The 24,577-nt window shown below is 62.9% G+C and carries 25 protein-coding genes; 23 read left to right on the forward strand and 2 right to left on the reverse strand.

Annotated features, from left to right (window positions below; all coding sequences use genetic code 11):
* From L5876_RS14245 to L5876_RS14270, 6 genes are all read left to right on the forward strand, one after another.
* Nucleotides 1–473, forward strand: a 473-nt coding sequence (locus tag L5876_RS14245) for a transposase (RefSeq protein ID WP_236957025.1), incomplete at its 5' end; no start/stop codon positions are given.
* Between the two features lie 190 nt (nt 474–663).
* On the forward strand, nt 664–1,194 hold the full coding sequence (locus tag L5876_RS14250) for a hypothetical protein (protein WP_236957026.1): 531 nt from the start codon (nt 664–666) through the stop codon (nt 1,192–1,194).
* Nucleotides 1,176–1,430 (forward strand): hypothetical protein, encoded by a 255-nt coding sequence (locus L5876_RS14255; protein WP_236957027.1) that lies wholly within the window; start codon nt 1,176–1,178, stop codon nt 1,428–1,430. The genes L5876_RS14250 and L5876_RS14255 overlap by 19 nt, the downstream gene beginning before the upstream one ends.
* Before the next feature lie 567 nt (nt 1,431–1,997).
* Entirely contained in the window at nt 1,998–3,230 is a 1,233-nt protein-coding gene (locus L5876_RS14260) for a TolC family protein (RefSeq protein WP_236957028.1), read from the forward strand.
* Nucleotides 3,227–4,759: an efflux RND transporter periplasmic adaptor subunit gene (locus L5876_RS14265; protein ID WP_236957029.1), complete on the forward strand. Its 1,533-nt coding sequence runs from the start codon at nt 3,227–3,229 to the stop codon at nt 4,757–4,759. Before L5876_RS14260 ends, L5876_RS14265 begins: the two co-directional genes overlap by 4 nt.
* Nucleotides 4,756–7,917: an efflux RND transporter permease subunit gene (locus L5876_RS14270; RefSeq protein ID WP_236957030.1), complete on the forward strand. Its 3,162-nt coding sequence runs from the start codon at nt 4,756–4,758 to the stop codon at nt 7,915–7,917. The genes L5876_RS14265 and L5876_RS14270 overlap by 4 nt, the downstream gene beginning before the upstream one ends.
* A 132-nt stretch (nt 7,918–8,049) precedes the next feature.
* Here the strand turns inward: L5876_RS14270 and L5876_RS14275 are convergent, their stop codons facing one another.
* Entirely contained in the window at nt 8,050–8,493 is a 444-nt protein-coding gene (locus L5876_RS14275) for a hypothetical protein (RefSeq protein WP_236957031.1), read from the reverse strand.
* 9 nt (nt 8,494–8,502) lie between these two features.
* On the reverse strand, nt 8,503–9,036 hold the full coding sequence (locus tag L5876_RS14280) for a DUF305 domain-containing protein (protein WP_236957032.1): 534 nt from the start codon (nt 9,034–9,036) through the stop codon (nt 8,503–8,505).
* 157 nt (nt 9,037–9,193) lie between these two features.
* Here L5876_RS14280 and cueR point away from each other — a divergent pair, with 157 nt between their 5' ends.
* The 17 genes from cueR (at nt 9,194) to L5876_RS14365 (ending at nt 24,437) form a co-directional block, all read left to right on the forward strand.
* Nucleotides 9,194–9,598, forward strand: a complete 405-nt coding sequence (gene cueR / locus L5876_RS14285; protein WP_236957033.1) for a Cu(I)-responsive transcriptional regulator — start codon at nt 9,194–9,196, stop codon at nt 9,596–9,598.
* A gap of 76 nt (nt 9,599–9,674) precedes the next feature.
* Nucleotides 9,675–12,104, forward strand: a complete 2,430-nt coding sequence (locus L5876_RS14290; RefSeq protein ID WP_236957034.1) for a heavy metal translocating P-type ATPase — start codon at nt 9,675–9,677, stop codon at nt 12,102–12,104.
* Nucleotides 12,101–12,766, forward strand: a complete 666-nt coding sequence (locus tag L5876_RS14295; RefSeq protein WP_236957035.1) for a class I SAM-dependent methyltransferase — start codon at nt 12,101–12,103, stop codon at nt 12,764–12,766. Before L5876_RS14290 ends, L5876_RS14295 begins: the two co-directional genes overlap by 4 nt.
* Nucleotides 12,767–12,782: 16 nt before the next feature.
* Nucleotides 12,783–14,117 carry an APC family permease gene (locus L5876_RS14300; protein ID WP_236957036.1) on the forward strand — a complete coding sequence of 445 codons (1,335 nt, stop codon included), beginning with the start codon at nt 12,783–12,785 and terminating at the stop codon, nt 14,115–14,117.
* Between the two features lie 83 nt (nt 14,118–14,200).
* Nucleotides 14,201–15,070 carry a DUF2231 domain-containing protein gene (locus L5876_RS14305; RefSeq protein WP_236957037.1) on the forward strand — a complete coding sequence of 290 codons (870 nt, stop codon included), beginning with the start codon at nt 14,201–14,203 and terminating at the stop codon, nt 15,068–15,070.
* 5 nt (nt 15,071–15,075) lie between these two features.
* Nucleotides 15,076–16,185 (forward strand): acyltransferase, encoded by a 1,110-nt coding sequence (locus L5876_RS14310; RefSeq protein WP_236957038.1) that lies wholly within the window; start codon nt 15,076–15,078, stop codon nt 16,183–16,185.
* Between the two features lie 11 nt (nt 16,186–16,196).
* Entirely contained in the window at nt 16,197–16,640 is a 444-nt protein-coding gene (locus tag L5876_RS14315; RefSeq protein ID WP_236957039.1) for a nuclear transport factor 2 family protein, read from the forward strand.
* Nucleotides 16,641–16,653: 13 nt separating this feature from the next.
* Nucleotides 16,654–16,965 carry a hypothetical protein gene (locus tag L5876_RS14320; RefSeq protein WP_236957040.1) on the forward strand — a complete coding sequence of 104 codons (312 nt, stop codon included), beginning with the start codon at nt 16,654–16,656 and terminating at the stop codon, nt 16,963–16,965.
* Nucleotides 16,962–17,396, forward strand: coding sequence for a periplasmic heavy metal sensor (locus L5876_RS14325; protein WP_236957041.1), 435 nt, complete (start codon nt 16,962–16,964; stop codon nt 17,394–17,396). The genes L5876_RS14320 and L5876_RS14325 overlap by 4 nt, the downstream gene beginning before the upstream one ends.
* Nucleotides 17,383–17,964 (forward strand): RNA polymerase sigma factor, encoded by a 582-nt coding sequence (locus tag L5876_RS14330; RefSeq protein WP_236957042.1) that lies wholly within the window; start codon nt 17,383–17,385, stop codon nt 17,962–17,964. Before L5876_RS14325 ends, L5876_RS14330 begins: the two co-directional genes overlap by 14 nt.
* A gap of 117 nt (nt 17,965–18,081) precedes the next feature.
* On the forward strand, nt 18,082–19,977 hold the full coding sequence (locus tag L5876_RS14335) for a copper resistance system multicopper oxidase (protein WP_272906993.1): 1,896 nt from the start codon (nt 18,082–18,084) through the stop codon (nt 19,975–19,977).
* A gap of 2 nt (nt 19,978–19,979) precedes the next feature.
* Complete coding sequence (locus L5876_RS14340) at nt 19,980–20,750, forward strand: copper resistance protein B (protein WP_236957043.1); 771 nt, start codon at nt 19,980–19,982, stop codon at nt 20,748–20,750.
* A 29-nt stretch (nt 20,751–20,779) separates the two neighbouring features.
* A complete protein-coding gene (locus L5876_RS14345) occupies nt 20,780–21,175 on the forward strand; it encodes a hypothetical protein (protein ID WP_236957044.1) in 396 nt (131 codons plus the stop codon).
* Nucleotides 21,176–21,255: 80 nt separating this feature from the next.
* Complete coding sequence (locus tag L5876_RS14350) at nt 21,256–22,005, forward strand: PepSY domain-containing protein (protein ID WP_236957045.1); 750 nt, start codon at nt 21,256–21,258, stop codon at nt 22,003–22,005.
* A 135-nt stretch (nt 22,006–22,140) separates the two neighbouring features.
* A complete protein-coding gene (locus L5876_RS14355; protein WP_236957046.1) occupies nt 22,141–23,169 on the forward strand; it encodes an acyltransferase in 1,029 nt (342 codons plus the stop codon).
* Between the two features lies 1 nt (nt 23,170).
* Complete coding sequence (locus L5876_RS14360) at nt 23,171–23,602, forward strand: c-type cytochrome (RefSeq protein WP_236957047.1); 432 nt, start codon at nt 23,171–23,173, stop codon at nt 23,600–23,602.
* Between the two features lie 34 nt (nt 23,603–23,636).
* Nucleotides 23,637–24,437 carry a DUF4198 domain-containing protein gene (locus L5876_RS14365; protein WP_236957048.1) on the forward strand — a complete coding sequence of 267 codons (801 nt, stop codon included), beginning with the start codon at nt 23,637–23,639 and terminating at the stop codon, nt 24,435–24,437.
* Nucleotides 24,438–24,577: the final 140 nt, after the last annotated feature.

The raw sequence follows: 24,577 nt of genomic DNA on the forward strand, positions 1-24,577 counted from the left end.
AATGGCAGTGGCACCTCGACGAGATGTTTGTGAAGATCAACGGAGTGACCCACTACCTCTGGCGCGCGGTCGATCATGAGGGTGAGGTCCTCGAGGCCTACGTCACCAAACGCCGAGATCGCCAGGCTGCATTGAAGTTCTTGCGCAAGGCGATGAAGCGATTTGGCCAGCCGATGGCGATCGTGGCGGACAGGCTTCGGTCCTACCGCGCAGCGTTCAAAGAATTGGGCATCAAAGACGACCAGGAGGTCCGCCGCTGGCTCAACAATCGGGTTGAGAACAGTCACCTACCACTTCGAAGGCGGGAACGGGCGATGCTTCGGTTCCGGCAAATGCGAAGTCTTCAGAAGTTCGCCGCCGTCCACTCTTCCGTCCACAATCACTTCAATCTCGACCGTCACCTCAACGCTCGTTACCGGTTCAAGGAGAACCGGCACGCCGCCCTGGCTGAGTGGCGCCAACTCGCGGCCTGAACTCGGCCTTCCTGTCCCGAACGGAGACCGGTTCGTTTTTGTATGACAGCGCCTCGCGGGCACCTATTCCGACACGATCACGGCAAGACCGGGCTACCCGGTCATCGCCGATCCAGACGCGGCGGAGCTGAACCGGCTGCAGCTGTCCTGGCAGGGCGAAAATGCTCAAGCGGTTATACTCGGTCGGCAGTTGATCAATATCGACGACCAACGCTTCGTCGGCACGGTCGGCTTCCGCCAGAACAGCCAGAGCTATGACGGGGTCCGTCTCACACTCGGCGGCGAGCGCCGTCTCGGCTTCGACTATGCCTGGATCGGGCGGGTGAACCGGGTGTTCGGCGCGGATCACCCGCTCGGGCATTTCGAAAGCGATTCCCATCTCGCCGAGATTCGCTCACAGACCGGTGTCGGCACGCTTGCCGTCTACGGTCTGTGGCTCGATTTCGGCAACGCGCCAGGCCTGTCCTCTCAGACGCTCGGCGTGCGGCTGACGGGTGGGGAGGGCAGTTGGTCGTGGCGCGCGGAGTATGCGCGGCAGAGCGATTATGCCAACCAGCCGGGAGATTTCGATCTCGACTACTTACGGCTCGAAGTCGGCCGTCAGGTGGGTCCCGGCCAACTGACCGGCGGGATGGAGGTGCTCGGCGGTGATGGCATTGCCGGCTTGCAGACGCCGCTGGCGACGCTGCACAAATTCCAGGGTTGGGCGATGCCTTCCTGACGACGCCAGCGGAGGGGCTGCGTGATCTCTATCTGCGCGCCAGCTATCCGATGGCTCAGGTCGAGGGTCTCGTGCTGAGCGGCGCGGTACACGACTTTGCTTCGGATGACGGCGATCTCGGCCGCGAAGTCGATCTGTCCGCCGCAATACCGCTGGGCGACGGGCTTACGCTCGAAGCCACGGCAGCCTTATTTGAAGGCGAATCCGCCGGTCCGGCCGACCGCACCCGTATCTAGCTGACGCTGGGCTATGCGTTCTGAACGAGTTCGCCGCTTTCCGCACGACCATGTGACGGCTTGACGCATTTGGTGTCCCGATAGACCCGTGTTAGCGTTCCGCATCGTCAGGATTAATGTGAAACTTGTGCCGATTTCCCGATTTGCCATCCGTCTTATGATCTATCTGATGACTGCGCTCGCCCTAGCAGTGGCTCCGGTAGGCGTGCTGGCGGACTCTGCGGCGGTCGGGCCTCGCGCTGCTGAAACAGATACCTGTCATGACGACATGGGCGGCAAGATGCTGAGCGGGCCTTCGGACCCGGCATCGGGATGCGAAGTGTCCGATGCGTGTTGCGACACCTGCCAGATGGCAGACTGCATCACCACACCCGTGGCGCCGGGTTTTTCCCTTCCTGACTCGACATCCCTCGCGTGGAGCCGGAGAGACCGCGCTGCACCTGACCGCCCGGCGAACACGCGGCCAGTTTCCATCGCCCTGACAATTCCAAAACGTCCTCCCCGGATCTGACAGGTTTTCCGGTCGCGCACCGGCATTCCTGATTCAGACTCCGAGGAGAGACCTAGATGCCATTCTCATTCCTGCTGGCGGCCGTTCTCGGCGCCAGCCTGACACCTCCCGTCACCGATCCGCTCGGTCTGGCCGAGGCGGTCCATATCGCTCAAAGCCAGGACGACCCGTCGTCTGCGCAGTTCGGCGCGATGGCCGAATCGCAGCGCCATCGTGCTGCAGCGGCCGCCGTGCTTCCCGATCCGACCCTGGGTGCTGCGATCACCGGTCTGCCGCTCGCCACGCTTGATCCGGAGGGCGAGCCGATGACGCAGCTTCGGCTGTCTGTCCGGCAAATGTTCCCGCGCGGAGATACACTGCGGCTTTCAAGTCAGGAAAGACTCGCCCAGGCCGCGGCGGACGAGGCAAGGCGCGACCTGGCCGAACGCGAGATCGTCAGGGACGTGCGGCTGGCCTGGCTTGAGGCTCACTATTGGGACAGGGCCGAACACCTCACGAGACTGCGGATCGATACCGTTGCCGAACTGACCGGAGTGGCCCTGTCCGCCTATTCGGCCGGGCAGCAGAATGGCCACGACGTGATCCGTTCCGAACTCGAATCGCTGGTGCTGGAGAACCGGTTGCGCGAAATCGCGCGGCATCGCGAAACCGCACTCGCCGAGCTTGAACGCTATGTCGGACCGGGCGCAGCGCGGCGCCCAATCGCGCCGCAGTCGCCACGCCTGCCTCATATCGCCGAGGTCGACCGGCTGGAATCCGGGCTGACCCGCCATCCCGCTGTGGCGGTCGCCGATACGGCGATCCGCCAGCGCGAAGTTCGTGTCGACCTGGCGCTGCAGGAATACCGGCCGGCGTGGGCAGTCGAAGCCGGGTATGGTCTGAGGGGAGGACGATCGGATGTCGCCTCGATCGGCGTCAGCGTCGAAATGCCCCTGTTCGAAAGGCGGCGGCAGGACGAGGGCGTTGCGGCGGCCCGCGACGAGGTCGCCGCCGGTGAACTGGCGCGCCAGGCTTTGCTTCTGGACATGCGCCGCTCGCTCGTGATCGAGGTCTCGCGGCTGGATCGCCTCACCGAACAGGAAACGCACCAGCGCGATGCTGTTCTTCCTGCGGCCCGCGACACCCGCGAGGCGGTGCTGGAGGCTTACCAGAACGATGTGGCCGACTTCCCGGAGCTCGTCCGTGCCGAACTGGCCCTCCTTGATGCCGAGCTCGCGTTGCAGCGGCTTGAGACCGACCGGAACGCAGCCACAGCGCGGATCCTGTTCCTCGCGGGAGACGTGCAATGAAACTGTCTTACAGCCATTGGGCAATGATCGCTGCCGGTATCGTGCTGACCGGAGCGATAATCGCTTTCGGCATGCTGCGGGCACCAGGCGGCGAGTCCACCGGAGGCAATGCATCGTCCGATCCGGAAATCCTCTACTGGGTCGCTCCCATGGACCCGACTTATCGGCGCGACGAACCGGGACTGTCGCCGATGGGGATGGAGCTCGTCCCGGTCTATGCCGAGGGCGAGGCGGCGAGCGAGGCTGGGTTACGCATCGATCCGGCGGTGGCCAACAATATCGGCGTCCGGACCGCAAGGGTGCAACGAACCGATTTCCGGGAAACCGTCCGGGCGGTGGGATATGTCTCTGCCGTGGACGATCTTGCGTCTTCGGTCAGCGTGCGGGCCGAAGGCTGGATCGAGTCGCTGCCGGTCGCCGCGGCAGGCGACCGGGTCGAAGCGGGCGATGTGCTCTTTCATTTCTACTCGCCGCAGATCGCGACGGCGCAGGGCGAGTACCTCCAGGCGGTCCGCACGGGTCGTTCGGCATTGGCTTCCGCATCCCGGTCGCGCCTCGATGCGCTCGGCATGTCGCCCGGTCAGATCGATGCCCTCGCGGCTCGCGGACATGTCGGAAACCGCCTTGCTATCCTGTCGCCGCGCTCCGGTGTTGTGACGGACATTACCGTCCGTGAGGGCCAGTTCGTGCGTCCTGGCGATCCGGTCATGACCATCGCCGACCTGTCCGAGGTTTGGGTGCAATTCAACGTCTTCGAACGGCAAGCGGACATCGTGGAATTAGGACAGCGCGTGACCATCCGTGCGACCGGCCAGGGCGAGCGCACAAGGGATGGTGAGGTCGAGTACGTCTATCCCACCGTCGATCCGCAAACTCGCACCGTCCAAGTTCGGACCCGGCTTGCAAATCCGAGAGGCGAATTGCGACCGGGCGCGTTCGTCGAGGCCGAGATCGCCGTCCAGCCGCGCGCGGGCGTCCTGACTGTGCCGCGCGACGCCGTGATCGTGACTCCGGAGTCCGAGCGCGTCATCGTGCTGACCGATGACGACCGCTTCTTTCCCGCCGCCGTCGAGTCGGGGCGCGAGGCCCAGGGCCGGGTGGAAATCCTGTCCGGGCTCGAGGAGGGCGAAACGATCGTAGTCTCTGGGCAATTCCTGCTGGATTCCGAAGCCAATCTCCGCGGCGCGATGCTGCGCATGATGCCGCCCGGGCCGATCGACATGGAGCTGGCATCGAACGAGGACCGAACCGATGCGCCATTAGCGCCCCCCGCAATGGTGATGGGTGTCGGACGCGTCGAGAGCATCATGCCCGGACACGGCATGATTACCCTCGCGCACGAGCCGATCGCGGCGCTGTCCTGGCCGGCGATGCAGATGTCCTTCTCCACCACCGGAGACGTGCCGCTCGACGGCATCGCCCATGGGGACCGCGTCGAATTCATGCTGACCCGCTCAGGCGAGGACTGGCTGATCTCGGCAATCGAGCCCGCCGGCGAAACGGCGGAGACCGAGGAGGGCGAGCAATGATCGCCGCCACCATTCGCTGGTCGATCCGCAACCGGCTCGTCATCCTGCTGATGTCCGCGCTGCTTGCTGCGGCGGGTCTTTGGTCGCTGCAGCGTACACCGCTCGATGCGATCCCAGACCTGTCAGACGTACAGGTCATCATCAAGACGACCTATCCCGGTCAAACTCCTCAGGTTGTCGAGGATCAGGTCACCTATCCACTCTCCACGGCGATGCTTTCCGTCCCGGGAGCGGTGACCGTGCGCGGCTATTCCTTCTTCAACGACAGCTATGTTTATGTAATCTTTGAAGAAGGGACCGACCTTTACTGGGCCCGCTCGCGGGTGCTCGAATATCTCAGCCAGGTCGCGCCCACGCTGCCCAGTGAGGCCAGCCCGGCTCTTGGACCCGATGCCACGGGAGTGGGCTGGATCTACCAGTACGCCCTGATCGATCGTTCAGGGCAGCACGATCTTGCCCAGTTGCGTTCCATCCAGGACTGGTTCCTGCGATATGAACTCCAGACGATCGAGGGCGTGTCCGAAGTGGCCACGATCGGCGGCATGGTGCGCCAGTACCAGGTCGTTGCCGATCCCGACCGATTGCGCGCACTCGGCATTCCGCTCGCCGATGTGCGCCGCGCCATCGAACGCGGCAACCGCGAGAGCGGTGGACGCGTGCTGGAAATGGCCGAGGCGGAATACATGGTCCGCGCCTCCGGCTATCTCTCCGGCGAGGAGGATCTCCGCAACATCCCGCTGAGGGTGACCGATGAAGGCGTGCCGATCCTGCTGTCCGATGTGGCCGAGATCCGCACCGGGCCGGAACTCAGGCGCGGTATCGGCGAACTCAACGGCGAAGGCGAGGCCGTCGGCGGCGTCGTGATCATGCGCTACGGCGAAAACGCAATGGCGACGATCGAGCGTGTCGAAACGCGGCTGAGCGAACTCGAAGCCTCGCTTCCCGAAGGCGTCGAAATTGTCGTGACCTACAATCGCGCCGGGCTGATCGAACGTGCCGTCGAGACGCTACGCGAAAAACTGGTCGAGGAATTCCTGATCGTCGCACTGGTCTGCGCAGTTTTCCTATTCCACCTGCGATCGTCGCTCGTCGTTGTGTTCAGTCTGCCGCTCGGGATTCTCGCGGCCTTCATCGTCATGCACTTCCAGGGGATCAATGCGAACATCATGTCGCTCGGCGGCATCGCGATCGCGATCGGCGCGATGGTCGATGCGGCGATCGTCATGATCGAGAACTTCCATAAGCACGTGGAACGAACGCCGCTCACCCGCGAGAACCGGTGGCAGATCGTCGCCGAGGCCACGTCCGAAGTCGGGCCGGCGCTGTTCTTCTCGCTCCTCATCATCACGTTCAGCTTCGTGCCGATCTTCGCGCTCGAGGCCCAGGAAGGCCGTCTGTTTCATCCGCTGGCCTTCACCAAGACCTACGCGATGGCCGCTGCGGCTGGTTTGTCCGTAACACTGGTCCCGGTCCTGATGGGCTTTTTGATTCGGGGCCGGATCACGCCCGAGCATGCCAATCCGGTGAACCGGGTGCTGATCGCGGCGTACCGCCCCTTCATCGGCGTCGCGCTACGCCATCCTGCGGCCGTCCTGCTCGTGTCACTTGCCCTCATCGCCAGCATGGCCATTCCCCTGTCGCGGATTGGCAGCGAGTTCATGCCGGACCTCGACGAGGGTGACCTGCTCTATATGCCGAGCGCCTATCCCGGTATCTCGGCCAGCGAAGCGGCGGAAGTCCTGCAGCAGACCAATCGCCTGATCATGACGGTGCCCGAAGTGCTGACCGTCTATGGCAAGGCTGGCCGCGCCGACACGGCCACGGACCCTGCCCCGCTGACCATGATCGAGACCACGATCCAGTTGCGGCCACGTGACGAGTGGCGTCCCGGCGTCACCATGGAGGACATCCGCAATGAACTGGACGCGCTGGTCGACGTTCCGAGCCTGACCAATGTCTGGATCATGCCGATCCGGAACCGGATCGACATGCTTGCCACCGGAATCAAGACTCCCGTGGGCATCAAGATCGCGGGCCCGGATCTCGACGTGATTGCCGAGATCGGCACCCGGATCGAGGACATCATCGAGGGCGTGCCCGGTACCGCCTCGGTCTATGCCGAGCGGGTCATGGGCGGCCGGTTCGTGGATATCGACGTGAACCGTGAAGAAGCCGCGCGTTTCGGCATGAATATCGACGACGTCCACGAAATCGTCAGGAGCGCGATCGGTGGCATGACGGTTACCCACACTTTGGAGGGCCGGGAGCGCTATCCGGTAAACTTGCGCTATCCTGCGGACTATCGCGGTTCGCTGCAGGAATTGCGCGACCTGCCGGTGATCACTCCGACAGGGGCGGAAATCCCGCTCGACCGGCTCGCCGACATCGCCGTATCCGACGGACCCGGAGTGATCCGCAGCGAGAACGCGCGCCTCAATGGCTGGGTCTATATCGACATCGCGGGCGTCGACATCGGCAGCTATGTCGCCGATGCCCGGGCCGCGATCGAACGGGAACTCGACCTGCCGCCGGGCTATTCGCTACGCTGGTCCGGCCAGTACGAATTCATGGAAAGAGCCCAGGCTCGGCTTACGATGATCGTGCCGCTGACGCTGGCTCTGATCGTGCTGCTGCTCTTCCTCAATTTCAGGCGGATGATGCCGGTCATGCTTATCCTCGGTACACTCCCATTAGCGCTGACAGGTGGGCTCTGGTTCCTGCATGTTCTGGACTACAGGCTCTCGGTCGCCGCTGGCGTAGGATTCATCGCGCTCGCGGGCGTAGCCGTTGAGATCGGTGTGATCATGCTGGTCTACCTTGAGCAGGCGCTCAAGGCGCGCCGCGCCTTATGCGTAGAAGAAGGCCGCGACTTCACTCATCAGGACCTGAGACAGGCCGTGATTGAAGGGGCTCTGCTACGTATCCGACCGGTCATCATGACGGTTTCGGTCGTGATCGCCGGGCTTCTGCCAATCATGCTCGGAGACGGGACGGGGTCGGAAGTCATGAGACGCATCGCAGCGCCAATGATTGGCGGCATGACGAGCGCCACCGTGCTGACCCTGCTCGTCCTTCCGGCAGCCTTTCTGGTGTGGCAGGGCGTAGTATTGCGGAACGCTCGCCGACAGTCGCTCCCCAAGACGGCGGAGGCTGAGTGAACCAGCGCGTGCATTGGACCGGCAATCAGAATGGGGAAGTCGCCCGCACGGAGCGAACCGTGATGCTAGTGTCGGGCCGACCCAGTCTGATAAAGGCGAGGGAGGTCGAGCCGTCGTTTCGCGGCGAGCGGATCAAGTTCCATCGTTTCTTTCAGGCTCGTTCCAGACCTTCTGGCATTCGGCGAACAGGAAAGTCGCCGACCAGGTCAGAAGCATGAAGCCGAGCAGGCTGCCGGACGCGGCAACCATCCGAAGATTGCCGTCAATGTCGAAGGCGGCATAACCCAGCGTCGTGAAAAGCAGGGCTGCCAGATAGAGCCAGTCGACCGCGCTGCCCGCGAAGGCGTCACCAGTGACACCGCCGCCCTCATCGCCGGCATGGGCGGAAAGTGTCGCGGCGAAAGCCGCAATCTCGGCTATGTGCAGGAAAGCCAAGCCAACAAAAACGACGATCGGGCGTAGTCCGGAGTCCGGTAGGCTCTGCACCGAAATCCGGCGCAGAGCCATGAGTGCATAGTGGTGGCCGATGCCCGTGATCACCACCATGGCCACAATCGTAATGACCGTCAGCGCCATGGCTGGCGATCAGGCCGGATCAGGACTGGCGCTCGCTTCGAACTCCGGTACCGGACGGGCAGCCGCCTCGGCCTCGGTTTCAGCCTCGCCATTGGCCGCGATGTCGTCGAGCAGCCACTCCATTTCCTTGATCTCGCGGCGCTGGGCCTCGATGATACTGTCGGCCAGTTCGCGCACCCGCACATCGGAGATGTTCGCGCGTTCGGATGTGAGGATCGCGATGGAGTGGTGCGGGATCATCGCCCTCATCCAGCTCTCGTCATGGACCGTTTCCTGACTGCGAACGAGCCAGAGCGCGAGGAAGAATACGACCGCGCTGCCGGCGAAGATCGCGATGTTTGCCTTGGTGTTCTTGTACATGCCGAGCATGAAGGCGAGCATGACGATGGCCATCGCACCGCCCATCATGAACGTCATGTAGAAGCGGGTTTCAGACCATTGGACATGCGACGGCTCGTAGGTGTTCAGGTACTTGATGCCGAACATCACGACCATCGAGGTCACGATCATCGCGCCGAACTTCCAATATTTCGAATGTTCCATTCGCCTGCACCTCGTTTGTTTGGCTACTTGAAGGGACGGAATCCCAACGGATCGTTGCGCGCTCGGTTCCCGCGTTGGAAAATATTTGCTCGACCGCGAGGGAATGGCGCGCCGCACCCGTAATTCTCTTTCAGTCCGCGCCGCGAGGAGATGTGCGATGAACATCCAGTCCGTTGCCGAAATGACGGGCCTGCCGGCCAAAACCATCCGCTATTACGAGGACATCGGGCTTGTTGCGCCCAAGCGGTCCGGGAATGGTTACAGGGTCTTCGACGAGGCGGCGCTTGCGCGGTTGAATTTTGTGGGGAGAGCCCGGTCGCTGGGCTTTTCGCTCGACGAATGCCGCTTGCTGCTTGGCCTGTGGGATGACCGAGCGCGGGCCAGCAGCGAGGTGCGTGACCTCGCCAGGCAGCATATCGGAGAGATCGACCGCAAACTGGCGGAGCTGCGCGACATGCGCCGGACGCTGAGCGAACTGGTACAGTCCTGTCATGGCGATGACCGCCCGAACTGCCCTATCATCGAGACCCTGTCAGGCGACGAAACGAGCACCGAAGAATAGCCCTTGACCTTCCAGCAACTGGAAGCCTCAGACATGGACTCGAGCGGGGGTTTCCGCGCCGAACGAGGCCAGATAAATGAGCGATCACAATCATCAGCACGATCACAGCGCCTGCCATGCGGGCGCGGCGGCAAAATCAGCAACCGATCCGGTTTGCGGCATGAGCGTCACGCCCGGACCGGATACACCGGTGATCCGGCACGATGGCAAGGAGTATCACTTCTGCTCCGACTCCTGCCGGACCAAGTTCGCTGACGATCCGGAACGGTATCTCGGCACGTCGGTTGCCGCCCATGAACACGGCGCCTGTTGTAGCGGTCACGGTTCGGCAAAATCCACAGCCGCACCCGGCGGGAAGTATGATCTGGTCCCGGCCGGCCACGCCGGCCCGGTCTACACCTGTCCGATGCACCCGGAAGTCCGCCAGCCCGGCCCCGGTGCCTGTCCGATCTGCGGCATGGGACTCGAACTGGAATCCGGTGTTCACGGCGACGAGGGTCTGAACCCCGAGCTCGCCGACTTCACGCGGCGTTTCTGGGTCGGCACAGTTCTGACTCTTCCGCTGCTGGTTCTGACAATGGGTCCGTATCTGGGTTTTCCCGGCGTGCGCGAGGTTTTCGGCGAGCGCACAACGGTCTGGATCGAGCTGGTGCTGGGCACCCCCGTCGTGTTGTGGTGCGGATGGCCCTTCCTGGTCCGCGGCTGGATCTCGTTCCGCACCCTCAATCTCAACATGTTCTCGCTGATCGGGATGGGGGTTCTGGCAGCCTGGCTGTTCAGCGTCGTCGCCGCACTTGCACCCGGCGTCTTTCCCGATGGCTTCCGCGATCCGCAGGGCCATGTCGGCGTCTATTTCGAGGCGGCCGCGGTGATCGTGACGCTTGTCCTGCTGGGGCAGGTGATGGAGTTGCGCGCCCGCGAAGGCACCGGCAAGGCGATCCGCGCTCTCCTTGATCTTGCGCCGAAGCGCGCGGGGGTCATCCGCGCGGACGGACAGGAAGAGGACGTGCCGCTTGAGGAGGTGGTTGCAGGCGACCGCCTTCGCGTGCGGCCGGGCGAAAAGGTGCCCGTCGACGGCGTGGTGGTCGATGGCCGCTCGTCGGTCGATGAGAGCATGATCTCTGGAGAGCCCGTCCCGGTCGAGAAGACCGAAGGTGACACCGTGACCGGGGCCACGATCAACGGCACCGGCAGTCTCGTGATGGAGGCCACCCGCGTCGGCGCCGACACGATGCTGGCCCAGATCGTTGAAATGGTCGCCAACGCGCAGCGCAGCCGCGCGCCGATCCAGAAATACGCCGACCGGGTGGCGGGATATTTCGTGCCCGCCGTCATCCTCATCGCTGTGCTGTCCTTCATCGGTTGGGCGACCTGGGGACCGGCCCCGGCGCTGTCCTACGGGCTGGTGTCGGCCGTGGCAGTGCTGATCATCGCCTGCCCGTGCGCGCTCGGCCTCGCGACTCCCATGTCGATCATGACGGCGACCGGGCGCGGAGCCCAAGCCGGCGTGCTGATCAAGAATGCCGAAGCGCTTGAGCGTTTCGAGAAGATCGACACGCTGATCGTCGACAAGACCGGAACGTTGACCGAGGGCAAGCCGCGCCTCGTGGCAGTCGAGCCCGCGGACGGCTTCGAGGAGGAGACCGTGCTCGAACTCGCCGCGGCGCTCGAGCGCGGCTCTGAACATCCCCTGGCCGAAGCCATCGTGCGCGGCGCCGAAGACAGGGGGATGCCGCTCGCTCCCGCCACGGATTTCGAAGCCGTCACCGGCAAGGGCGTGACTGGCCAAGTTAACGGGCGGTCCGTGGCCCTTGGCAACCGGGCGATGATGGAGGCGCTAGGCGTTGCGGCATCGGCGCTCGGCGAGCGTGCGAATGCCCGCCGCGACAATGGCGAAACGGTGATGTTTGTGGCGGTCGACGGCCGGCCTGCAGGCCTGGTCAGCGTCGCCGACCCGGTGAAGACAACCACGCCGGCGGCGCTCGGGGCGCTCCATGCGCTGGGCTTTCGCATCATCATGGCAACGGGCGACAATGAGCGCACCGCGAAGGCGGTCGCCGCGAGACTCGGCATTGACGAGATTCGCGCCGATGTGCTGCCCGCCGACAAGGCGCGGATCATTCGCGAACTTCAGGCGGAGGGCAGCAAGGTCGCCATGGCGGGCGATGGCGTGAACGACGCGCCGGCGCTGGCGCAAGCCGATGTCGGCATCGCCATGGGCACCGGCGCCGATGTCGCCATCGAAAGCGCCGGGATCACCTTGGTGAAGGGCAATCTCGATGGCATCGTCCGGGCCCGCAGGCTCGCCCGGGCCACCATGAGGAACATCCGCCAGAACCTGTTCTTCGCGCTGGTCTACAACGCGGCAGGCGTGCCGGTCGCGGCCGGCATTCTCTTTCCGGTGTTCGGCATCCTGATCAGCCCGATGTTCGCCGCCTTCGCGATGAGCGCCTCTTCTGTGTCGGTGGTGCTGAATGCGCTCCGGTTACGGGGGGTCCGATTATGACAGCCGCTCCGGCCTATACTCCACCGCTCGCTATCGAGTGGCTCACGCCGCTTTATGACCGGGTCATCGCATTGATGACCCGGGAGGGCCGTTGGCGCGCAAATCTTGTCGAACAGATAGCCCCCCGGCCGGGATTGAATATTCTCGATTTGGGTTGCGGGACCGGTTCGCTTGCGGTGGCTTTGTGGAAAGCCTGCCCCGATCTTCGGATCATCGGCATCGACCCGGATGCCCACGCCGTGTCAATTGCACGCGAAAAGACCCGAATGGCGGGCCCGGCCATCGAAATCCTGGAGGGGTTTCCCGGTTCTGTTCCCCTGCCCTCCGGCTGGCGGCCCGATGCGGTCGTAATCAGTCTTGTTCTCCATCAAGTTCCGCTGGCCGGAAAGCGGGACCTTCTAGCCTATGCCCGCTCGGTTCTGCCTCCGGGCGGTGTGATGCACGTCGCAGATTACTCCGAGCAGAGAGGCGTGATGCGGGCTGCATTCCGTCTCACCGTGCAGGTTCTCGATGGCGTTGAAGATACTCAACCCAATGCCGACGGCGCGCTGCCGATGCTGATACGCGAAGCAGGGTTCGAACTTGCCGAACTCGACCGTCTCAGCACGCCCACGGGAAGCCTGAGCCTGTTCAGCGCCACACCCGGTTCCCAACAGCCTTAAAGGACAAAGCCGCTCCATGGAAAGCACGACAAGGTACCAAGAAGGCAGCCTGACCCTCACCGGCGCCGTCGCAATGGGAACGGGTGTGATGATCGGGGCAGGCATTTTTGCCTTGACCGGTCAAGTTGCCGAATATTCAGGCCCTTGGTTCCCGATCGCCTTTCTCGTCGCCGCGCTTGTGAGCGGATTCAGTGCGTATACTTATGTGAAGGTCACGAACCGCTATCCCTCGGCAGGGGGGATCGCGATGATCCTGCAGAAGGCGTACGGACGGTCAACAGTCACCGGGGCCGCCGCTCTTCTGATGGCGTTTTCGATGGTCATCAACGAGAGTCTCGTTGCCCGAACATTCGCAACTTACGCACTCCGTCTCTTCAACTTCGAGGGGACTGACTGGCTGGTCCCTGTGCTTGCGGTCGGACTGATTTTCGCAGCGTTTCTGGTGAATGTTGCCGGTAACACCCTGGTCGAAGTGATCTCCAAAATAGCCGCTCTTCTCAAAATTGGTGGCATCGCTCTTTTCGCGGTCGCGGTACTCGTAGCGGCGGGTTTCAGTTTTCAGCCAGCGGAGGCTTCGTCCAGCGCGCTCGAAACGGGTCCGTTGGGTTTTCTGGCAGGCGTGGCGCTGGCTATCCTGGCCTTCAAGGGGTTTACAACGATCACCAATAGCGGCGGCGAGATAGAGAATCCGCACCGTAATGTCGGACGGGCCATCATCATCTCGCTTGGCATTTGTCTCGTAATATATTTGCTGGTGGCCTTCGCGGTCGGATCCTCCTTATCAATACCTGAAATTGTCGCGGCCCGGGATTATTCCCTTGCCGAAGCCGCTCGCCCCGCCTTTGGCAACCTGGGCGTGACGTTCACAGTCGTGATTGCTGTTATTGCGACGGCGTCGGGCGTCATCGCGAGCATATTTGCGGTTTCTCGCATGACGACGATGTTGACGGACATGAGACTGATCCCGCACCGGCACTTCGGATTACCCGGTAATGTTCAGCGGCACATGCTTGTTTACACGGTCGTGTTTGCTGGCTTGCTCGCCGCACTGTTCGACCTTGGGCGCATAGCTTCGCTCGGAGCGATCTTCTACCTCGTGATGGACGTAATCATCCATTGGGGCGTGATGCGCAAATTGCACGCCGAAATATCCGCCCGCACTGCGGTTCTGATCGCAGCTATCGTTTTCGATCTGGTCGCGCTTGGGGCCTTTGTCGCAATCAAATGGCAGAGCGATCCACTCATCATTCTCATCGGCGCTTCCGGAATCGCGCTGATTTTCTTGCTTGAGTTTGCATTCCTGAAGTTGGGTGCAACACGAGGCACGGCGGCTGTCGGGCATGACGACTGACGAATCGATCCGATCACTGAACGGCTATGAGGGTGACCGAGCCGGACTGCGTAAGTCGTTGTGACGCTGGGCGGAGAAGCATGATGAAAACGCTGTTCCCGATAATTATTGCTGCATTCGCGGCTATGGCATTAGCGGCTGCGGTTTCGACGCCAATGATGGCGCTCTCCGGTCCGTCCGCTCAGGCGGGCCACCACCACGATGACCCGGATACCCCTCAGCACGATCACGGCCCGCACGACATGGCAGAAGAGGCACCTTCTTCGCAGACACCGCCTGATGCCAATGACATGCATGTCGCGGCGGAACCTTCCCACGATCATGCTGACGATGCCGCTGCGACCGACAACCATCATGGCCCGGACAGCGAGACGACGCCGGACCGTCATGCCGATCAATCGGCGATGATTGGCCATTCGCACAACGACACGACAGGCGCAGCAGATCATCATGGCGAGGCCGAGGGTGCAGGCGGCCATTCCCACTGGGGCGATCATGGCCCTCAGACGGAACTGGAACAGACGATCGCCAATATCGGCGTCCTGCACTCCCTCGCCGTCCATTTCCCCATTGCCCTGGCCCTCGCGGCCGCACTGGCGCAAATCCTGTTCCTGGTGACCGGCCAGGCCTCCCTGGCGCACACGGTTCGCTTTCTGGCCTGGACCGCCGCGCTGGGCGGTTTGGCCGCCGGCTTGCTGGGTTGGGCCCATGCCGGGCCTGTCGCGACGGGTGAGGCCGGCGTGATGGCATGGCACCGCTGGATCGGCACGGGTCTGACCTTCGGCCTGTTCGCCGTCGCAGGCGCAGCAGAATGGCATCAGCGCCAGCCTTCCAGCCTGGCGCGCTGGTCTCTGACGCTGCTGGTTCTGAGCGCCGCACTGGCGGTGTCTGTCAACGGGTTCCTGGGCGGGGCGCTCGCCCATGGCGGCCTTCGCCACCTGATCGGTGGATAAGGGCGATGTCGGTCTATCCCGCCGATTTGCCTTCCCTGACGCGACTTCGATTCTTCGCAGCGTTATGGGTGGTTTTCTACCATTGGCGGGTTCCGTGGACGGTCGACATCGACTCCGTAACGGCCTTCTTTGCGATGGGCCGGTTCGGGGTCGACTTGTTCTTTATCCTCTCAGGCTTCGTGCTGGCCCATGTGTATGTTGCGGCGCGAGAGCAAGGAAAATTTGATTTCGCGAAATTCATCATCGCCCGGTTTGCGCGCATCTACCCCCTGCATCTGGCGACAATCGTTCTGCTCGCGCTCGCTGCGTTCGGCGCGTGGATCGTCGGGGTGCCTTTCGAGCGGGAAGAATTCCCGATCGCAGACCTGCCGGCAAATCTGCTGATGATTCATGCTTGGGGATTTGCACCCAATCCGGGCTGGAACGCGCCATCCTGGTCCATCAGTGCCGAGTGGTTCGCCTATCTGGCTTTTCCCGCCTACCTCATGATCGCGATTGCGCTCGCACGTCGGCCACTCGCTTTGGTCACGATCGCGATCGTGGCCTTTCTGGTGCTGGACCTGGTGCACCGCTCACTCTTCGGCGAAAGCCTGCCGATGGCGACCGAGCGCTTCGGCGTCTTGCGGATCATCCCGGAATTCCTCTTGGGAATCGCAATCTACAGGCTGGGAAATCGCTATCCTCTCGGCCGTGTCACAGCAGGTTTCGTATTCGGTGCGAGCCTGATCATCTATGTGACCGCCGCCCACCTTGCGTGGGATGACCGGGTTATTGCCTTGCTCGGAGCGCCAATCGTCCTGTCGCTCGCAGAACTTGACCGGCATGCCGCCGGGACGCCCAAACAGGATCCGGTCCGGTATCTGGGAGAAATCTCATATGCGATCTACATGCTCCACGTCCCGTTTTTCATGATCGCATTCAATTTGTTGCAGGACGTTATGGGCGTCATCGACGAAACCATATCGACGATGTCCCTGCTCGCGTTGCTGGCCGCCATGCTGGCCGCTTCGAGCCTGACCTACGAGTGGCTCGAGAAACCTTCACGCCGCGCTATCCGACGATGGGGCAATGCGCGCCTCATGGCCCGCCGCGGCAATTCTGAAACGACAAGATAAGGAGAAGACACATGATTAAATCCGTTTTTATGGGGGTGTCCGCCACCCTGCTTTTCAGCGGTGTCGCTTTCGGTGACGACCAAGGCGACGTCGAGGCCGTTCTCGAAGCCTATTCGGCCGCGCTGGAGTTGGAAGACGTCGTGGCGGCCGAGGCGCGCGTACGCACCGATGGCGAGGATTTCACGATCTTCGAGGGCGCGGGGCGCAATATCGGCTGGTCCGACTATCGCGATCACCATCTGGTGCCGGAATTCGCTGCGGAGGGGTTCGCCATCCATGAGTATGACTGGCGCGATTACCGTATCGATGTCAGCGGCGACATGGCGCTGGCAACCTTCTCCATCCACATGGAATACACGGTTCACGGCGAAGATCGCGAACGCGACGCGAACGGTACGGCGGTACTTTTGCGCACGGCAGACGGGTGGCTTATCCGTCACCTGCACACATCGTGAGGATTGGTAAAGCATGACGTCCGAACTCGATACGGCCCTCTCCCGCCTTCGGAGAACGCCTGACGGATATGACGAGACACGCCTGCGCAATCGCGTACGCGCGTCGCTGGATGGTGGCCGGACTGGCCGCCGGGACACCGGCGGCTGGACGATCGCCCGCACCGCGCTCGCGATGCGACTGGCCCCGGCCGTATTCGCCCTCGTCGTCGGCAGCTTCATCGGTCTTCAGTCTGTCCCGCGCGAAAACGGGGAGCTCGATGTTTTCGCAGTGCGGTCGCCCTATTCGCTTGCTGAGATCACGTCACCGCGTGGAGCCGGCCTGTGATCTGGCGCGCGGGACTGGTCGCCTTCGTCCTTGGCCTTGCGGGTGGACTGGTGGGCGTCTGGGCGGGCTTGCAGCTGTCTGGCGGTCAGGTTCCGCCCGATGGAAGCCTGCACCAGTTCGTTCACCACGACCTTGACCTGTCGTCCGAACAGGAGGCGCAGATCGAGGCACTGGAGGCTGAGTTTACGCGGCGGCGCCAGGTGCTCGAAGACGATATGGCCGAGGCGCGTCACGAACTGGGGGTCGCCCTCATGCAGACCGGGCACATGACACCGGAGGTCGAGGCGCAGGCCCGGGCCTTTCACGAGGCGATGGGGCGGCTTCAGATCGAGACGCTCAACCATATTGTCGACATGCGCGAGACCCTGACCCCGGAACAGCGCGAGCGGTTCGATGCGCGGCTGACCCAGGCGCTCGATGCCGGGAATTGATGCAAATCCCGGTCAGAACAAGATCGACGATGCCCGCCTCGCTGTTCGAGCCGCGGAGGGCGACGACCTTGCGTTCAACCGGATCATGCAGCGGCACGGCCCCGCCATTTTCCGCTTCCTTTACAGGATGCTGCGCGATGCCGGCGACGCTGAGGACGCGGCCCAGGAGACCTTCGTTGCCGCGCACAGAAATCTTTTCCGATACGATCCGGAACGCCCGCTTCTGGCGTGGTTGTTCCGGATCGCCCGCAACAAGGCCCGCGATCATGTCCGGCGCCAAGTCGTACGCCGCTGGCTGACAGCCGAAACAGGAAATGATCGCTATCCTGCCCAGGATCCGAGCCCGGAGCGCGTTGTCGAGGACCGTGATGACCTTGCCGCGCTGGAGTCGGCGATCGCGCGGTTGCCGGAGGGATTGCGGACACCGCTTCTGTTGTCTGCGGTGGAAGACCTTCCCCATTCCGAGATCGCCGAAATCATGGGTCTGAGCGTGAAGGGTGTCGAGATGAGAATATACAGGGCGCGAAAGAAGATTGCTGCACTTTCCGGTCTCCGACCGGAGGGATAGTTCACCACAATGCGTAGTACGGTATGGCTGCGCCGGGCGGCGGAAAAGGCCGACCCGTCCCCCCTGAGCTTTTCCGACTGCCAGGCGCAGCCAGCCGCGAATGACGAGATGATACGAATGTTTTCACGACGAACTTTCTTGCAGACCGCAGCGGCCTCTGGCAGCGTCTTGGCGGCCACCTCCCTCGTACCGGCCTGGGCGCGTTCCGGGCCGGCCGCGAACCTGTCGGGCCTGCAGCCGCTGTCCGGTACCGAATTCGACCTGACGGTCGGCCGGGCCGAACTGGCGATCGACGGGCGCACGGGTCCTGCAGTGACGGTGAACGGCCAGGTGCCGGCACCCCTTCTGCGCTGGCGCGAAGGCGACGAGATCACGCTGCGGGTCCACAACACGCTCGACGCGGACACGTCGATCCACTGGCACGGCATCCTGCTGCCCAACGAGATGGACGGCGTTCCCGGCGTAACATTCCCCGGCATCCGGCCCGGCGAGACCTTTACCTACCGCTTCCCGCTGCGACAGGCCGGCACCTACTGGTACCACTCGCATTCAGGCCTCCAGGAACAGTTGGGGCATTATGGCCCGATCATCATCGAACCGCGCGGCACCGACCCGGTTCGTTATGACCGCGAATACGTCATCGTCCTCTCCGACTACACTTTTGAAGGACCCCACCGGGTGTTCCAACGGCTGATGGCGTCGAGCGACACCTACAATTTCCAGCAGCGAACGGTCCCGGATTTCTTCCGGGAAGCTTCGCGCAACGGCTTCATGGCAACGCTCCGCGACCGACTGATGTGGGGGCAGATGCGGATGAGCCCGACCGACATTTCCGACGCAACCGCCGCGACGATGGATTATCTCATCAACGGCCATGGTCCGGGCGACAACTGGACCGGCCTCTTTGAGCCGGGTGAACGCGTGCGGCTGCGCTTTATCAACGCTTCGGCCATGACATTCTTCAATGTCCGCATTCCGGGCCTGCCGATGACGGTGGTCCAGGCCGACGGTCTGAATGTCCAGCCGGTTGAAACGGACGAGTTTCAGATCGGCGTGGCAGAAACCTATGACGTCGTGATTCAGCCTCGGGACGACCGCGCCTACACACTGATGTGTGAAACCAACGACCGCAGCGGTTATGTCCGGGGCACGCTGGCGCCGCGCATGGGCATGACGGCGCCCGTCCCTCCCTTGCGGGAACGGCCGACCCTGACGATGCGGGACATGGGCATGGACCACGGATCAATGCCGGGAATGGCCCACGGAGCCGCTTCGGCGGAGCAGCCGGCCGCCTCGGGCCACGCCGGTCACGGAAACATGGATCATTCCGCGCATGGTCAGGGACACGCCGGAATGGCGGGAATGGATCATTCGGGCCATGGCGCAGCGCCGGCAGCGCCGGCCGGTCACGCAGGACACGACATGTCCGGCAATGACATGCAGAGGCACGATCACCCGCAGGGACCGGGCGTCGCGGGCGTCGCCATGCAGCCGGTGAGCCGCCTCGACGAACCCGGCGCGGGTCTGGAGGATGTCCCGCACCGCGCGCTGACCTATGCACAGTTGCGCAGCCTCGACCCAAATCCCGATCACCGGGCACCGGGTCGCGAGATCGAGATCCACCTGACCAGCAACATGGAGCGGTACATGTGGTCGTTCGATGGTGTGCGGTTCAGCGAGGTCGTCGAACCGATCCAGTTCGTCAAAGGGGAAAGACTGCGTCTGACCATGGTGAACGACACCATGATGGTGCATCCCATTCACCTGCACGGCATGTTCTTCGATGTCGTGAACGGGGCGCGTCACAACATGCCGCGCAAACACACGATCAACGTCAAGCCGGGCGAGAAACTGTCCGTCGACGTGACGCCGGAAGACGTGGGCGACTGGGCGTTCCACTGCCACCTGCTCTACCACATGCACGCGGGCATGTTCCAAGTCGTCTCGGTCCGGCCGGGCGAGCACGCCGATCCCCATGCAGGCCACCGGATGGGCCATGGAGCGCACCAATGAGAATGCTTCTGACAGCTGCGCTCATCGCAGGTCTGGCCGGTGCCGGAGCTCAGGCCGCCGACGAGCCCTACGCCGACCAGTTTTACGGCGCAGACGCCATGGAGGAAGCGCGCCACGAACTGCGCCACGAAACCGGCGGTATGCGGCAATTCTTCTTCCAGACTGACCGGCTGGAATACCGGAGCAGCGACAGCGAAGACGCTGCGCTTTGGGACATCAACGCCTGGTATGGCGGTCGGATAAACCGCCTCTGGATCAAGAGTGAAGCCGAATACTCCCTCGATCATGGTGCCTTCGAGGAGGCTCGGGTCGAGGCGCTCTGGTCGCGCGCGATCACTCCCTATTTCGATCTGCAAGGCGGAATCGCCCACGACTTCGAGGACGGCAACGGACGCACGCACGCAGTTGCCGCGCTGCAGGGTCTCGCGCCCTACTGGTTCGAAGTCGATGTGTCCGCCTATCTGTCGAACCGGGGCGAACTGACCGGCAGTGCAGAGGCCGAATATGAATTGCTGCTGACGCAGCGCCTGATCCTGCAGCCGCGAGCCGAACTCGCCTGGTCGGCTGAGGACATGCCGTCGCTCGAAACGGGTGCCGGTCTGACCAGCATCGAAGCTGGCTTGCGCCTGCGTTATGAAATCGTCCGTCAGTTCGCACCCTATGTGGGGATTGAATGGACGAGACAGCTGGGTGAGACCGCTGACTACACCCGCGCTGCAGGCGGCGACCCGGAATCCACAGCAATCGTGGCCGGTCTTCGTATCTGGTTCTGAAATTTCTCAATCCAAAGGAGTACCTTGTAATGGCCAACCTTACTCTCGCGTTCGGAAGCGCTGTCTTCCTGCTGACTAGCGGATCGGCACTCGCCGACCAGCACGGCGATCACGCCGCCAACGACAATCCGGATCGTTCCGCCTGCATGGAAATGCACGAAGCCATGATGGCCCGTCACGAGGCAGGTGAAGACCATGACACGATCATGGCGAGCCTCTCTGACGAAGAGCGCGCTCGCGCGGAAGCCTGCCACGAGATGATGCGTGCGATGCATGGCGAACATCACGGCGAGGGTCACGATGGCATGAACCACGGTGACATGGATCACGGTGACATGGATCACGGTGACATGGATCACGGTGACATGAACCACGGCGACTCGGACAACGCAGAGCCCAGCGATGCCCATCACGGGCACGACTGACGGAAGGTAGTGAATTGACAGCCTAGGCCGCCGCGCTCCCGAATTCGGCTGCGCGGCGGACTGGTTGAGGGGGGAAGACAATGACCGCTTTGCTGCGTTGGACGATCCGGGTCCACAAATGGATCGCCCTGGTCGTCGGCATCCAGATCGTGCTTTGGGTCATGGGCGGTGTCGTGATGAGCGTCATTCCCATCGAGCGTGTTCGCGGCGAACACAACATGGCTGCCCTCCCCGACACACCGATCGATCCCTCCTCTGTCATCGCCGTGGGCCAGGCCGCTGAAGCCGCTTTTCCCGGCCTGCCAGTGCGCACGGCGCACCTACAGCTCTGGCAAGGACAGCCGGTCTGGAATGTGGTCGTGCAGGACGGTCGGAGCCGGCTGGTCGACGCCGCAACAGGCGAGGTCATCACGCCGATCACCCGGGAACGCGCCATCGAGATCGCCGTCGCAGACTATGCCGGTGATCCGGAAATTGCCGCGATCGAATATTTCGAGGACGCCACCTGGGAGTCCCGGCGACCGGGTCCCGCCTGGCGCGTCTCATTCGATGATGGTGAAGGCACCCGGATCTACGTTTCCCCGGACTCCGGTCTCGTCACCGCACGGCGGAACGATGCCTGGCGCTTCTATGACTTCTTCTGGATGCTCCACATCATGGATTATGACGAGCGCGAGAATTTCAATAATCCGCTGCTCATCACTGCGGCCTTGCTGGCGCTCCTGACCGTGTTCGCAGGGCTTCTGCTGCTGGTCCTGCGCATGCAGCGGCTGGTCCGTATGGAGCTGGCGCAACACCGGCGGAAAAACGCGGTGCCGCCAGAAACCTGAGCGAATAACGCCCCTGCCGCGAGGGAAGTGACGCTCGTCTGCGTAACCCGTTTTGAAACCTGACGGGGACGCGGCACCATTCGCACTTTCCTATCCATCGGCGGCGCATTCGACGGTCGGGACAATCGGCTCACATTGCTACGGCTTTTTCTGGCCTCGGCGGTGATGGTCGAACACGTCCCAGTCGTGATCAATGGCCTCGGATCGCCCCTCATCGCCGCGAATGGCTGGTCGATCGGCTATGCCGCAGTCAACGGCTTTTTCATCCTCAGCGGGTTCCTGATCGCAGACAGTCTGGAGCGGCGGCGCGACCTCGCCACCTATGCCGCTTCCCGCATTTTGCGGATCATGCCGGCTCTGGTCGTGCTGGCGCTTCTCGCCGTTCTCGTGATCGGACCGCTTTTCACCACCGTGGAGCCCCAGGCCTATTGGAGGAGCCTTGCGACATGGGGCTACGTCCCGAACGTCGTTTTCTTCCTCGACACGTCCGGAGCCCCGGAGGGTCTTTTTGCGACCAACCCGGCACCCGGCGAGTTTTCAGCGACGCTCTGGACGCTGCGCTACGAAGTCATCGCCTATATCGGAGCCGCAGTCCTGTTCTTTACGGGTTTTGCATGGCGGCGCACCGTGCTCACCGCGCTCTTCATCGTGATGGCATTCGCACATGCCGGGATCATGATGGCCTGGCCGGACGGTCCCGCCCTGCTCGTCAACCTGTTCCGGCTCGGTGCAGCATTTCTTCTCGGGATGAGCGTTTATGCCTGGCGTGACCGGCTTCCCCTTCTGCCAGTCGCCGCTCTGGTCGCTGGACCTGTCTGGTTCCTGTCCGGCGACCATCCCGCCGCAGAAATCCTTCTGAACATCGCCCTCGCCTCAGGCTTGTTCTGGCTGGCGTTTTCAAAACGTCTCGGCCCGACCTTCTCGCGCATGCCGGACTGGTCCTATGGCATTTACATCTGGCATTATCCGCTCTTCCAGATCTTGTGGTTCACGGGAGTGGCGCGCGGCGAGACCCTGCTGGTCGCTGTCGGAATTCCGGCGACCCTGCTCGTGTCCGCTTTGTCCTGGCACCTGATCGAGCGACCGAGTCTCGCCCGGAAAGCTGACTTTGGACGCTGGTTATCCGGACGCCCCCGGACCGGCGCAGATGAAGGACGGACCTAACATGCGGATCTTCACACTCCTGATAACGCTCGGCAGCGCAGCCTGCTCTCAGGCGCCCGATACGCTCGATCCCAGCCGCATCGATGCCGGTGACATGTCACTGGTCGCCCAGGGACGTGCGCTTTACGCGGAAAATTGTGCGTCGTGTCACGGCGCGAATCTCGAGGGCGAGGCGAACTGGCGCCAGCGCCGCGAGAACGGGCGGCTGCCCGCCCCGCCCCACGATGAGACGGGACATACCTGGCACCATTCCGACGAGACGCTCTTCAATATCACCAAGTTCGGCACGGCCGCCTTCGCCTCGGAAGGCTACGAGACCGACATGGCGGGATTTGGCGACGTGATGAGCGACGCGGAAATCATTGCAACCCTCGCCTTCATCAAGAGCCAGTGGCCGGAGGAAATCCGCGAGATGCAGTCCGGCATCGAGTGAAGCCGCATCATTCCCCTCGGAAGGAGTTACGACCGTGTTCCATTCTTGCAAACTGTGGATAAGGACAGTTACCGCCGCGCTCGTGGCGACGATGCTAACAGCGCCGCTGGCATCTGCCCACAAGACCTATCTGGCAACCGAGCGCACGGTATGGGAGGCGGGGTCGGAGGTCACGGTTGGGCTGACGAGCGCACTGGAATTTCCCGACATTGAAACGGGACCGGCACGGAACCGGATCGACTTCACTTCTGTGCGGGTGGGCCACGACGAGGTTGTGGAGGATCTCACCTACGAGGAGACCCCGACCGCTCTGCGCGTCTCGTTCACGCCGCAATCGACCGGTTTTGCATCAGTTGCAATCAGCGCTCTGCCGCGCTCAGGTGAGATCGCTCCGGAAGACGTTGCGCTCTACTTCGACGAGATAGGAGCGGATGCCGTGACGCGCGCAGCATTCGATGCCCTGCCCGGCGACCCGGCAATGATGCGCAGCTATACCAAGCACACGAAGATCTTCCTGTGCGTGGAAACATGCGAATCCGGAGCAGACATGGCGGCAGTGCCTGTCGGCCAGGCACTGGAGTTCGTGGCCGGACAAGGAAATCCCCGGAGCTTTGTTCTCCTTTGGCAGGGCGAAGCCCTGCCCCGGCATGACGTCGATATCTACAGCGCAAGCGGACGACACGAACGACTCGAGACCAATTCTGACGGGCAGTTCGAAATCGGCTCTGACCTGTCCGGCGCGGTCCTAGTGTCGGCGGTCCGGATCACGCTGCCTGACGAGCCGAGCGGAATTTATCACAGCGATCAGGCAACCTTGGCCGTTACATTGCGCTGATGTCCGTAGAAGAGAGGGCAGTGTCAGAGGAAACTCGGCGTTAGCGGATGGGCCATCATCCTGAGCGACAGTGTCAGAGGAAACCCGGCGTTAGCCGGTTCGCCGCCATCCTGAGCGGATGAGCCCGAACCCGTTCCGCT

It is taken from the genome of Hyphobacterium sp. SN044, from assembly GCF_021864465.1.
Classification (GTDB): domain Bacteria; phylum Pseudomonadota; class Alphaproteobacteria; order Caulobacterales; family Maricaulaceae; genus Hyphobacterium.

Bases quoted from the DNA above. Each gene is read 5' to 3' on its own strand.
- L5876_RS14290 (WP_236957034.1), top strand. From the start codon at position 9,675: ATGAGCGATCACAATCATCAGCACGATCACAGCGCCTGCCATGCGGGC.
- L5876_RS14320 (WP_236957040.1), top strand. From the start codon at position 16,654: ATGACGTCCGAACTCGATACGGCCCTCTCCCGCCTTCGGAGAACGCCT.
- L5876_RS14345 (WP_236957044.1), top strand. From the start codon at position 20,780: ATGGCCAACCTTACTCTCGCGTTCGGAAGCGCTGTCTTCCTGCTGACT.
- cueR (WP_236957033.1), top strand. From the start codon at position 9,194: ATGAACATCCAGTCCGTTGCCGAAATGACGGGCCTGCCGGCCAAAACC.
- L5876_RS14335 (WP_272906993.1), top strand. From the start codon at position 18,082: ATGTTTTCACGACGAACTTTCTTGCAGACCGCAGCGGCCTCTGGCAGC.
- L5876_RS14330 (WP_236957042.1), top strand. From the start codon at position 17,383: ATGCCGGGAATTGATGCAAATCCCGGTCAGAACAAGATCGACGATGCC.
- L5876_RS14280 (WP_236957032.1), bottom strand. From the start codon at position 9,036: ATGGAACATTCGAAATATTGGAAGTTCGGCGCGATGATCGTGACCTCG.
- L5876_RS14305 (WP_236957037.1), top strand. From the start codon at position 14,201: ATGAAAACGCTGTTCCCGATAATTATTGCTGCATTCGCGGCTATGGCA.
- L5876_RS14295 (WP_236957035.1), top strand. From the start codon at position 12,101: ATGACAGCCGCTCCGGCCTATACTCCACCGCTCGCTATCGAGTGGCTC.
- L5876_RS14315 (WP_236957039.1), top strand. From the start codon at position 16,197: ATGATTAAATCCGTTTTTATGGGGGTGTCCGCCACCCTGCTTTTCAGC.
- L5876_RS14270 (WP_236957030.1), top strand. From the start codon at position 4,756: ATGATCGCCGCCACCATTCGCTGGTCGATCCGCAACCGGCTCGTCATC.
- L5876_RS14275 (WP_236957031.1), bottom strand. From the start codon at position 8,493: ATGGCGCTGACGGTCATTACGATTGTGGCCATGGTGGTGATCACGGGC.
- L5876_RS14260 (WP_236957028.1), top strand. From the start codon at position 1,998: ATGCCATTCTCATTCCTGCTGGCGGCCGTTCTCGGCGCCAGCCTGACA.
- L5876_RS14350 (WP_236957045.1), top strand. From the start codon at position 21,256: ATGACCGCTTTGCTGCGTTGGACGATCCGGGTCCACAAATGGATCGCC.
- L5876_RS14340 (WP_236957043.1), top strand. From the start codon at position 19,980: ATGCTTCTGACAGCTGCGCTCATCGCAGGTCTGGCCGGTGCCGGAGCT.
- L5876_RS14300 (WP_236957036.1), top strand. From the start codon at position 12,783: ATGGAAAGCACGACAAGGTACCAAGAAGGCAGCCTGACCCTCACCGGC.
- L5876_RS14360 (WP_236957047.1), top strand. From the start codon at position 23,171: ATGCGGATCTTCACACTCCTGATAACGCTCGGCAGCGCAGCCTGCTCT.
- L5876_RS14265 (WP_236957029.1), top strand. From the start codon at position 3,227: ATGAAACTGTCTTACAGCCATTGGGCAATGATCGCTGCCGGTATCGTG.
- L5876_RS14310 (WP_236957038.1), top strand. From the start codon at position 15,076: ATGTCGGTCTATCCCGCCGATTTGCCTTCCCTGACGCGACTTCGATTC.